This window comes from Peribacillus acanthi (genome assembly GCF_003073175.1).
In the GTDB taxonomy this organism is placed as follows: domain Bacteria; phylum Bacillota; class Bacilli; order Bacillales; family DSM-1321; genus Bacillus_BN; species Bacillus_BN acanthi.
Genome location: NZ_QBBX01000052.1, coordinates 1 through 358, shown reverse-complemented (window position 1 = coordinate 358; position 358 = coordinate 1). Strand labels below are relative to the sequence as shown.

The 358-nt window shown below is 49.7% G+C and carries 2 tRNA genes; both read right to left on the bottom strand.

The features are described from left to right. A tRNA-Lys gene (locus tag DBX25_RS20385) sits at window positions 1–72 on the bottom strand. A 134-nt stretch (window positions 73–206) separates the two neighbouring features. Further along, window positions 207–282, bottom strand: a tRNA-Thr gene (locus DBX25_RS20380). Window positions 283–358: the final 76 nt, after the last annotated feature.

Sequence of the window (358 nt, the reverse complement as noted above, 5' to 3'; positions counted from 1 at the left end):
GAGCCATGGAGGACTCGAACCTCCGACCCTCTGATTAAAAGTCAGATGCTCTACCGACTGAGCTAATGGCTCGGTATATAATTCATCTCCGCTACCAAGTATCAAAGATGTGCTCCATTTACCTCTTTTCAAGAAGTAAATTCCGCAACTCGTAGGAGCTTTGCTCGTCTCTACCGACTGAGCTAATGGCTCGTACAATTCAAAAATGGTGCCGGCGATAGGAGTCGAACCCACGACCTACTGATTACAAGTCAGTTGCTCTACCAACTGAGCTACACCGGCAAATAATATGGTGGAGGATGACGGGATCGAACCGCCGACCCCCTGCTTGTAAGGCAGGTGCTCTCCCAGCTGAGCT